We start from the raw sequence: 9,384 nt of genomic DNA on the forward strand, positions 1-9,384 counted from the left end.
GGGGACCCCGGAGCGCAGCGCAGGGGCCGTATGATGGGAGCGGGCGGCTTTGGTTACTTTGGCCAAGACCAAAGTAACCCGCCGTAAGGGCGGAAAGGTGACTAAAAGTCGACATCGCCGCCGAATGCGCATACATCTACAAAAACCAACACCCTGAAACCCGAACCCGAACCCGAACCCGAACCCGAACCCGAACCCGAACCCGAACCCGAACCCGAACCCCACTCAACGAATGAAATGCACCTTCCCGCTATCATCATTCCCCATATAAATCCCATACACCCCCGCCTGCCGCTCAAGAATGTACCGCTCCAAGATCTGCCGAATTGCCGGGTAGTAGATCTGGTCCCAAGGAATCTCGTCAGGCTCGAAGAACTTGTAGGCCAGAGTCTCAGCCCCATACTTCCCGGTCTCTTCAGTCGCAATGGCGCGGAAGATGATGTACACCTCGCTGATCTGCGGCACGCTGAAAATCGAGTAAGGCGAGACGATCTCGCCCCGCACGCCACTCTCTTCCCATACCTCGCGCAGCGCCGCCTGCTCGGTGGTCTCGCCGGCCTCCATGAACCCCGCCGGCAAGGTCCAGGTCCCCGGCCGCGGCGCAATGGCCCGCTGGCACAACAGGTACTTGCCATCACGCTCGATGATGCAGCCGGCGATGATCTTCGGGTTGATGTAGTGGATATAGCCGCACCCGGTGCAGTGCAAGCGTTCGTGGGTATCGCCTGTGGGGACGCCCCGGGCCAGTTCCGTGGTGCAGTGCGGGCAGTAGCGCGGGGCGGTGGGCATGGTCAGCGGCCTATGCGAGGGTCCTTGAGGGGCAGGGGAGCGACGATTTCGCGGACCTTGGCGTTGTCGTCCTGTTTCTGGCGCAGATAGTCCAGTGCCACTTTTGCAGCGGCGCGTACATGGTCGACCGAGGCCTGGTGAGCGACTTGCGGGTCGCCGCTCTTGATCGCCTCGACGATCTTTTCCATTTCACGGTTGCTGGCGCTGCGGCGGTTCTCTTGCGACACCGAGGTGGCGCGCAGGTAGCTGATGCGCGCCTGCAACTGGCGCAGCTGCTGGGCGGCCACCTGGTTGCCCGAGCCTTCGAGCAGCACGTCGTAGAAGCCTTGCACCGAGTCGAGCACCTGCTGCAGCTCGCCGTCTTCCAGCGCCTCGCGGTTGACTTCCAGGGCGCGCTCCAAGGCGCGGATGTCCTTGGTCTTGGCGTTGAGGGTGAACAGCTGGACGATCAGGCCTTCGAGCACGCAACGCAGCTCGTAGATGTCGCGGGCGTCTTCCAGGGTGATGATGGCCACGCGCGGGCCCTTGGCGTCGGCGAACTCGACCAGGCCTTCGGATTCGAGGTGGCGCAGGGCTTCGCGGACCGAGGTGCGGCTGACGCCGAGGCGATCGCAGAGGTCGCGCTCGACCAGGCGATCGCCCGGCAGCAGGTGGAAGTTCATGATCGCGCTGCGCAGTTTGTCCAGCACGATTTCACGCAGGGTAACGGGGTTGCGGTTGACCTTGAAGCTGTCGTCGAGTGGCTGGCGTTTCATCAGGGGCGCTCTTTTATGAGGCTGTTGCGCCAACATCGCGAAGGGCCACGAACCGTGGCGCTCCTTGCAGTGGTTCGAAACAGCCCGTTGTTAACGGGTTGACTCTGCATCGGCTTCGGCGAAGGCCTCGCGGGCCAGGCGGAAACTGTCCACCGCCGCAGGTACGCCGCAATAAATGCCGACTTGGAGCAGGATCTCGCGAATCTGTTCACGGCTCAGGCCATTGCGCAAGGCGCCACGGATGTGCAGCTTGAGCTCGTGGGGCCGGTTGAGCGCGGAAATCATGGCCAAGTTTATCATGCTGCGCTCTTTGAGCGACAAGCCATCGCGGCCCCAGACATGGCCCCAGCAGTACTCGGTAACCAGCTCCTGGAGCGGCTTGGTGAACTCGTCGGCGTTCTGGATCGAGCGATTGACGTAGTCCTCGCCCAGTACCTGGGTGCGGATCTGCAGGCCTTTCTCGTACTTTTCGTTGCTCATCTGCCGAGGTCCTTGAACGTTGAATGAAAAGGGGGGCCGCAACCGAAGGTGAGGGGGTATGCGCGGCCCCCGGAAACTGTGGGGCAGCATCGCGGGGCAAGCCCGCTCCCACGCAGGCGAGTTCGTGGGAGCGGGCTTGCCACGCGATGGAGTATCAACCCAGCGGCGGCAGGGCGCCGAGCTTGCCCTTGTGGTACACCATCGGGGTAACCGGGTCGGCAGGCAGCACCAGGTTCTTCACCGCGCCGACGATGATCGCGTGGTCGCCGCCGTCATACTCGCGCCACAGTTCGCACTCGATGATCGCCGTGGCCTTGGTGAGCAACGGGTTGCCCAGTTCGCTCAGCTGCCAGTCGATGCCCTTGGCCTTGTCCTTGCCCTTGCCGGCGAAGGCATAGGCCTCGGCGGTCTGGTCGGCGGACAACAGGTGGATGGCGAACTGCTTGCTGTCGCGCAGGATCGGGTAGGTGTCCGAGGCGTAGTTGGGGCAGAACAGCACCAGCGCCGGCTCGATCGACAGCGCGCTGAAAGCGCTGGCGGTGATGCCGACGATGGCGCCGTCGGCGTCCAGGGTGGTGACCACGGTGACACCGGACGGGAACGAGCCCATCACGTCTTTGTAGATGCCGGGTTCGATCATCTCGTGTTCCTCCTAGCGCATCACGAACGGGTCGGGCATGGGCGCGGTGGAGAGGTTGATCCACACCGTCTTCAGCTCGGTATAGGCAAGCACCGAATCGATGCCGCTCTCACGGCCATAGCCGCTGTTCTTGAAACCGCCGATGGGGGCCATGGCCGATACCGCGCGGTAGGTGTTGACCCAGATGATCCCGGAACGCACGTCGCGGGCCAGGCGGTGGGCGCGCCCCAGGTCGCGGGTCCAGATGCCGGCGGCCAGGCCGAACTGGGAGTCGTTGGCCATCGCCAGGGCCTGTTCCTCGGTCTTGAAGCGGATCACCGCTGCGACCGGGCCGAACACTTCTTCCTGCATGATGGTCATCGAGTTGCTGTCGCACTCGAACAGAGTCGGCTCGTAGAACCAGCCGTCACCTTCGACCTCGGCACGCTTGCCACCCATGCGCAGCGTGGCGCCTTCGGCCTTGGCCGCGGCCACCAGGCCCTCGATCACGGCCAGTTGCTGGGCGGTGGCGATGGGGCCCATCTCGCTGCGTTCGTCCTGCGGGTTGCCGATGCGGATGCTTTTGGCGCGGGCGATCAGGCGTTCGACGAACTCGTCGAAGATCTCGTCCTGCACCAGCAGGCGCGAACCGGCCACGCAGCTTTGCCCGGAGGCGGCATAGATGCCGGCCACGGCGCCGTTGATGGCGCTGTCCAGGTCCGCGTCGGCGAAGATGATGTTCGGCGACTTGCCGCCCAGCTCCAGCGACAGCTTGGCGAAGTTCTCGGCGCTGCTGCGCACCACATGGCGGGCGGTGGCGGCGCCGCCGGTGAAGGCGATCTTGCGCACCAGCGGGTGGCGGGTGAGGGCGGCGCCGGTGCTTGGGCCGTAGCCGGTCACCACGTTGACCACGCCTGCCGGGAAGCCGGCTTCGAGGGCCAGGCGGGCCAGCTCGAGGATGGTCGCCGAGGCGTGCTCGGAGGGCTTGAGCACGATGGTGTTGCCGGCGGCCAGGGCCGGGGCCAGCTTGATCGCGGTCAGGTACAGCGGGCTGTTCCAGGGGATGATCCCGGCCACCACGCCAATCGGCTCGTGCACGGTGTAGGCGAACAGGTCCGGCTTGTCCAGCGGCAGGGTGCCGCCTTCGAGCTTGTCGGCCAGGCCCGCGGTGTAGTGGAAGAACTCCGGCAGGTAGCCGACCTGGCCGCGGGTTTCGCGAATCAGCTTGCCGTTGTCACGGCTCTCGAGCTGGGCCAGGTGTTCCTTGTTCTCGGCGATCAGGTCGCCCAGGCGGCGCAGCAGTTTGCCCCGGGCGGTGGCGGTGAGGCCGCGCCAGGCAGAGCCTTCGAAGGCGCGCTGGGCGGCCTGCACGGCCAGCTCGACGTCGGCTTCGGCGGCGTCTGGCAGTTGCGCCCAGGCCTGGGCGGTGGCCGGGTCGAGGCTGTCGAAGGTCTTGCCGCTCTGGGCATCGAGCCACTGGCCGTCGATGCACATCTGGAAACGAACGAGGGTCATGCAACAATCCCCTTGGCGGATTCGGTGAGGGTGCGGGCTTGCTTGAGGAAGTCCAGCAGCATCTTGTTGACTTCGCGCGGCGCTTCCACCGGCATCATATGCCGTTGCTCGGCGAGGACCACGCTCTGCGCACCGGGAATACGCGCGGCGAGCTGGCGGGTCATGGCCGGGGTGGAGCCGCTGTCGAGTTCGCCGGTGGCGATCAGCGTCGGTACCTGGATGCTGCCCAGGTCGCCTTCGCGGTACATGTCCTGGGTGGCGAACAGCGAATAGGTGGTGTGGTAGCCCTGCGGGTCGTTGCTGGCCAGCACCTGGCGGATGGCGGCGACCTGGGCCGGGTTGGCGGCCTTGTATTCGCGGCTGAACCAGCGGTCGAGCGCTGCGTCGACGTTGGCGTCGGGGCCCTGTTCAAAGGCTTGCGCGGCACGGGCGATCACCCCGGCGCTCTGCTCGGGGGTGCGGTTGAACACGCTGTTGAGCACTACCAGTGCGGCCAGGCGCTGCGGGTAATTGAGCGCGAAGGCGCGGGCCACCAGGCCACCCATGGAAAAGCCGATCACGGTGGCCTGGGCGATCTGCAGGTGGTCGAGCAATTCGGCGAGCTGTTCGGCGTAGCCTTCGAGCGGCGTGTCGCTGGCGGGCACGCGGCTCTGGCCATGGCCGAGCATGTCGTAGGTGATGACGCGGTAGTCGTTGGTCAGGCCGACGATCTGCCCGCCCCACATTTCCTTGTTCAGGCCCACGCCGTGGATCAGTACCACGGGCTGGCCCTGGCCTAGATCCAGGTAACTGGTCCCGGCCGGTGTACGTTCAGCGACAGGCTGAATCATGGAGGGCGCTCCTTGAAGGTCGGGCGCGGCGGGTATGCTCGCCACGCCCAGGCCCGTCTTGGTTGTTGTTATTGAGCGTTGGCTTTTTCGGCAGCCAGTTCTTCCAGGTCGATGTAGCGGTTACCGATGCGTGGGTGCAGGCGGCCACCGTCGGCGGCGCCCAGCACCACGACGATCTCGTCGGCGCGCGGGGCGTCTTCGATCTGCATTTCCAGGGTGATGTAGTGCGAGCGCAGGCCTTCGTCGTCCTTCTGCATCATCGGGATCTGGATCGAGGTGCCCGGGCCGCCGCGCTTGTTGGTGAAGCTCAGGTAGCTCTTGGCCTGTACGGCTTCGCGGTAGTGGTTGCCGAAGCGCAGGGTGTGGATCACCGCCGAAGCGTGCTCGATTTCGCCGTCTGCGCCGACCACGGCGGCTTTGCCGTAGGCCTCGATCTTGTCGGCACCGCCGATGGCGGCGGTCAGGCGCTCGACCATCAGTGCGCCCAGCTCGGAGCAGTTGGCGCGGATCTCCGGCTTGAGGTCTTCAACGAAACCGCGACCGGCCCATGGGTTCTTGATCACCACGGCCAGGCCGACCATGGTCACCGGCTTGTCGGTGGCCTTGCCGCCTTCGATGCGGGTTTCTTCGGAGTAGGTGACGATCTTGCGGATTTCGAAACTCATGGGGGGCTCCTGGTGAGGGTTATCAGCTCTTGTTGTCTGATGGTATACCATAATATTTGATGTGCAAGGGGGGGCTGAAAATTTCGTTGGGAAGGGGACGAAAGGTCGGCTGATGCCTTGATATCTCTGCTGTCTGTACTGGCCTCTTCGCGGGTAAACCCGCTCCCACAGGTACCGCGCAATCTGCAAGGCAGCGCAAGTCGTGTGGGAGCGGGTTTACCCGCGAAGAGGCCAGTTGCCGTTGCGAAAAAAAGCCCGCTCACGCAGGCCGCAAAGGCCCACGGGAGCGGGCGTGTCCCGCAATGTTTCAGGCAAAGGGAATTCAGGCGAAGGCCGGCACCACTTCCTTGATGAACAGCTCCAGCGACTTTTTCTTTTCGGCGTGGGGCAGGCTGTTGTCGCACCAGAAGCTGAACTCGTCGACGCCGAGTTCCTGGTAGTACTTGATGCGCGCAATGATCTCTTCGGGGGTGCCGATCATGGTGTTCTTGCGGATGTTGTCCAGCTCGAACGCTGGCACTTCGGCGAACTTCGATTCAGGGCTGGGCTCCAGGAAGCCATTGACCGGGGTGGTCTTGTTGCCGAACCAGGCGTCGAAGGTGCGGTAGAAGCGCGAGATGGCCTGGGCGCCGACTTTCCAGCCTTCAGGCTCCGACGGGCTGTGCACGTGGGTGTGGCGCAGCACCATCAGTTGCGGGCGCGGCACATCCGGGTTGTTGTCCAGGGCGGCCTGGAACTTGTTCTTCAGGTCCAGCACTTCTTCGTCGCCCTTCATCAGCGGGGTGACCATGACATTGCAGCCATTGGCCACGGCGAAGTTGTGCGAGTCGGGGTCGCGGGCGGCGATCCACATCGGCGGCGTGGCGTTGAACGGCTTGGGCACGCTGGTAGAAGTGGGGAACTTGTAGACTTCGCCGTCATGGGCGTAATCGCCTTCCCACAGCTTGCGCACCACCGGCACCATTTCGCGCAGGGCCTTGCCACCGTCGGTGGCCGGCATGCCGTTGGCCATGCGGTCGAATTCGAACTGGTAGGCGCCGCGGGCCAGGCCCACTTCCATGCGACCGTTGCTGATTACATCGAGCAGGGCGCATTCGCCGGCCACGCGGATCGGGTTCCAGAACGGCGCGATGATGGTGCCGGCGCCCAGGCGGATTTTCTCGGTGCGTGCGGCGAGGTAGGCCAGCAGCGGCATCGGGCTCGGCGAGATGGTGTATTCCATGGCGTGGTGTTCGCCGATCCACACGGTGCTGAAACCGCCGTCTTCGGCCATCAAGGTCAGTTCGGTCAGGTCTTCGAACAGCTGGCGGTGGCTGACCTGTTCATCCCAACGTTCCATGTGCACGAACAACGAAAATTTCATGGGGCTTTCCTCGGAGCTTGTTGTTGTCGCCTGCCGGGGCAGGTTTTCAGATGGGTTGCATCAGGCGAAGGCTGGCAGGCTGGCCATCTTGCCGCGGCAGTAGATCATCGGCCGTGGTGCCTCTTGCGGCACGATCAGGTTGTGCACCTTGCCGACCATGATGGCGTGGTCGCCACCTTCGTATTCGCGCCACAGTTCGCATTCGATGACGGCGGTGGCGCCGGCCAGGATCGGGTTGCCGAGGTCGCTCAGGGTCCATTCGATACCGCTGGCCTTGTCCTTGCCCTTTTTCGCGAATGCATAGGCCTCGGCTTGCTGTTCACCGGACAACAGGTGAATGGCGAAGCGCTTGTTCTTCATCAATACAGGGTAGGAGTCGGAGCTGTAGTTGGGGCAGAACAGCACCAGTGGCGGGTCCATCGACAGCGAGGAGAAGGCGCTGGCGGTGAGGCCGACGATCGAGCCGTCGTCGTCCAGGGTGGTGATGACGGTAACGCCGGACGGGAAGGAGCCCAGGACGTTCTTGTAGACAGTTGCGTCGATCATCTTGTGTACCTCGGAAGGGCTGCGGTGGTCCGCGGTTTTTATCGTTGATGTGTCTGATGGTATACCGTAATACCTATTTTGCAAGCGGAATTTTTTGGTGCGCGGATAACGCGATGAACGGTTAAGGCCCCGTATTCATTGGGTTTGGCAGTGAAAAGGCTGCGCCAAGGCGGGGCGCCAGGCAGATCAGATGCGCTGAAAAAGCGCGGTGCAGTGTTGTCAAAAGTTTGGAATACCATAATATGGTCCGCAGCTGAGAGGCCGCCTTGAGCGGTTTCCATACAAAGATAAAAAACGACCTTTCGAGCTGAAAACCTATGTCCCAACCGTCGTCGCAACACCAGTTTGTCGAAAATCACACGGTCGATTACGTTCCACCTGCCGAGCGCCATGGGAAGGCGCGCGACCTGTTCACCCTGTGGTTCAGCACCAACATCGCGCCACTGCCCATCGTCACCGGGGCCATGGTGGTGCAGGTGTTCCACCTGAACCTGTTGTGGGGCCTGATCGCCATCGCGCTGGGCCATCTGCTGGGCGGCGTGGTACTCGCCCTGGCCTCTGCGCAGGGACCGCAGCTGGGCATTCCGCAGATGGTGCAGAGCCGTGGCCAGTTCGGTCGCTACGGCGCGCTGCTGATCGTGTTCTTCACCGCGCTGATCTACGTCGGCTTCTTCATTTCCAACATCGTCCTGGCGGGCAAGTCGATCCACGGCATCGCCCCCAGCGTGCCGATGCCCAGCGCCATCGTCATCGGCGCCCTGAGCGCCACCGCCATCGGCGTGATCGGCTACCGCTTCATCCACATCCTCAACCGCATCGGTACCTGGGTGATGGGCTCGGCGCTGCTGGCCGGTTTCATCATGATGTTCGCCCAGGACCTGCCGGCGGACTTCTTCAGCCGTGGCGCGTTCAACCTGTCGGGCTTCATCGCCACGGTGTCGCTGGGCACCATCTGGCAGATCAGCTTCTCGCCGTACACCTCTGACTACTCGCGTTACCTGCCGCGTGAGATCGGCATTGCCAAGCCGTTCTGGGCCACCTACTTCGGCGCCACCCTGGGCACCATCCTGTGCTTCAGCTTCGGTGCGGTGGCGGTGCTGTGCGTACCGCAAGGCACGGACGCCATGGCTGCGGTCAAGCAGGCCACCGGCTGGCTGGGGCCGATCCTGATGGTGCTGTTCCTGCTCAACATCATCAGCCACAACGCCCTCAACCTGTACGGCGCGGTGCTGTCGATCGTCACCGCGATCCAGACGTTCGCCGCCCAGTGGACGCCGAGCATCAAGGTGCGCGTGGTGCTGGCAACGGTGATCCTGGTGGCTTGCGGCATGGTCGCGCTGAACGCTTCGGCCGATTTCATCGGTGAGTTCATCGGCCTGATCCTGGCCCTGCTGCTGGTGCTGGTGCCGTGGGCGTCGATCAACCTGGTGGACTTCTACCTGATCAAGAAGGGCGAGTACGACATCGCCTCGATCTTCAGCGCCGACGGTGGGATTTACGGCCGCTTCAACCACCACGCGATCATTGCCTATGCCTGCGGCATCCTGGTACAGCTGCCGTTCGCCAACACCGCGCTGTATGTGGGGCCGTACTCGAACATCGTCGAAGGGGCTGACCTGTCGTGGCTGTTCGGCTTGATCGTGACCGTGCCGCTGTATTACTGCCTGGCGACGCGCAACACGCCGGTGAAGGCGGGCAGGGTGATTGGCGCGAACGACTGATTCATCGCGCAGATGCATCGCGGGGCAAGCCCGCGCCCACGCCGGGGGCGGTGGGGGCGGGCGTGGCCCGCGCGGGTTTTCAGGCCCGGACAGCACGCCGC

The 9,384-nt window shown here is 63.8% G+C and carries 10 protein-coding genes; 1 reads left to right on the plus strand and 9 read right to left on the minus strand.

What is annotated here, in order from left to right; genetic code table 11:
- Positions 1-225: 225 nt before the first annotated feature.
- The 9 genes from ABE459_RS24645 to ABE459_RS24685 form a co-directional block, all read right to left on the minus strand.
- Positions 226-789, minus strand: coding sequence for an NUDIX hydrolase (locus tag ABE459_RS24645; RefSeq protein WP_323833884.1), 564 nt, complete (start codon positions 787-789; stop codon positions 226-228).
- A gap of 2 nt (positions 790-791) precedes the next feature.
- Positions 792-1,544 (minus strand): GntR family transcriptional regulator, encoded by a 753-nt coding sequence (locus ABE459_RS24650; protein ID WP_110996546.1) that lies wholly within the window; start codon positions 1,542-1,544, stop codon positions 792-794.
- Between the two features lie 90 nt (positions 1,545-1,634).
- Complete coding sequence (locus tag ABE459_RS24655) at positions 1,635-2,024, minus strand: carboxymuconolactone decarboxylase family protein (protein WP_125464441.1); 390 nt, start codon at positions 2,022-2,024, stop codon at positions 1,635-1,637.
- 154 nt (positions 2,025-2,178) lie between these two features.
- Positions 2,179-2,664, minus strand: a complete 486-nt coding sequence (locus tag ABE459_RS24660) for a flavin reductase family protein (protein WP_125464440.1) — start codon at positions 2,662-2,664, stop codon at positions 2,179-2,181.
- A gap of 12 nt (positions 2,665-2,676) precedes the next feature.
- Positions 2,677-4,158, minus strand: coding sequence for an aldehyde dehydrogenase (locus ABE459_RS24665; protein ID WP_125464439.1), 1,482 nt, complete (start codon positions 4,156-4,158; stop codon positions 2,677-2,679).
- A complete protein-coding gene (locus tag ABE459_RS24670; RefSeq protein WP_125464438.1) occupies positions 4,155-4,988 on the minus strand; it encodes an alpha/beta fold hydrolase in 834 nt (277 codons plus the stop codon). Before ABE459_RS24670 ends, ABE459_RS24665 begins: the two co-directional genes overlap by 4 nt.
- Positions 4,989-5,056: 68 nt before the next feature.
- Entirely contained in the window at positions 5,057-5,653 is a 597-nt protein-coding gene (locus tag ABE459_RS24675; RefSeq protein WP_003256068.1) for an amino acid synthesis family protein, read from the minus strand.
- 322 nt (positions 5,654-5,975) lie between these two features.
- Entirely contained in the window at positions 5,976-7,016 is a 1,041-nt protein-coding gene (locus ABE459_RS24680; RefSeq protein WP_110996541.1) for an LLM class flavin-dependent oxidoreductase, read from the minus strand.
- 60 nt (positions 7,017-7,076) lie between these two features.
- Positions 7,077-7,562, minus strand: coding sequence for a flavin reductase family protein (locus tag ABE459_RS24685; protein WP_110996540.1), 486 nt, complete (start codon positions 7,560-7,562; stop codon positions 7,077-7,079).
- Positions 7,563-7,879: 317 nt separating this feature from the next.
- On the opposite strand from ABE459_RS24685, the gene ABE459_RS24690 reads away from it, so the two are divergent.
- On the plus strand, positions 7,880-9,283 hold the full coding sequence (locus ABE459_RS24690; protein ID WP_258642117.1) for a cytosine permease: 1,404 nt from the start codon (positions 7,880-7,882) through the stop codon (positions 9,281-9,283).
- Positions 9,284-9,384 lie beyond the last annotated feature (101 nt).

The sequence above is a fragment of the Pseudomonas sp. TWI923 genome, from assembly GCF_039673365.1.
In the GTDB taxonomy this organism is placed as follows: domain Bacteria; phylum Pseudomonadota; class Gammaproteobacteria; order Pseudomonadales; family Pseudomonadaceae; genus Aquipseudomonas; species Aquipseudomonas sichuanensis.

What these genes read in the sequence shown, in the direction of transcription:
- ABE459_RS24645 (WP_323833884.1), bottom strand. Translation starts at nt 789, where the DNA reads ATGCCCACCGCCCCGCGCTACTGCCCGCACTGCACCACGGAACTGGCC.
- ABE459_RS24650 (WP_110996546.1), bottom strand. Translation starts at nt 1,544, where the DNA reads ATGAAACGCCAGCCACTCGACGACAGCTTCAAGGTCAACCGCAACCCC.
- ABE459_RS24655 (WP_125464441.1), bottom strand. Translation starts at nt 2,024, where the DNA reads ATGAGCAACGAAAAGTACGAGAAAGGCCTGCAGATCCGCACCCAGGTA.
- ABE459_RS24660 (WP_125464440.1), bottom strand. Translation starts at nt 2,664, where the DNA reads ATGATCGAACCCGGCATCTACAAAGACGTGATGGGCTCGTTCCCGTCC.
- ABE459_RS24665 (WP_125464439.1), bottom strand. Translation starts at nt 4,158, where the DNA reads ATGACCCTCGTTCGTTTCCAGATGTGCATCGACGGCCAGTGGCTCGAT.
- ABE459_RS24670 (WP_125464438.1), bottom strand. Translation starts at nt 4,988, where the DNA reads ATGATTCAGCCTGTCGCTGAACGTACACCGGCCGGGACCAGTTACCTG.
- ABE459_RS24675 (WP_003256068.1), bottom strand. Translation starts at nt 5,653, where the DNA reads ATGAGTTTCGAAATCCGCAAGATCGTCACCTACTCCGAAGAAACCCGC.
- ABE459_RS24680 (WP_110996541.1), bottom strand. Translation starts at nt 7,016, where the DNA reads ATGAAATTTTCGTTGTTCGTGCACATGGAACGTTGGGATGAACAGGTC.
- ABE459_RS24685 (WP_110996540.1), bottom strand. Translation starts at nt 7,562, where the DNA reads ATGATCGACGCAACTGTCTACAAGAACGTCCTGGGCTCCTTCCCGTCC.
- ABE459_RS24690 (WP_258642117.1), top strand. Translation starts at nt 7,880, where the DNA reads ATGTCCCAACCGTCGTCGCAACACCAGTTTGTCGAAAATCACACGGTC.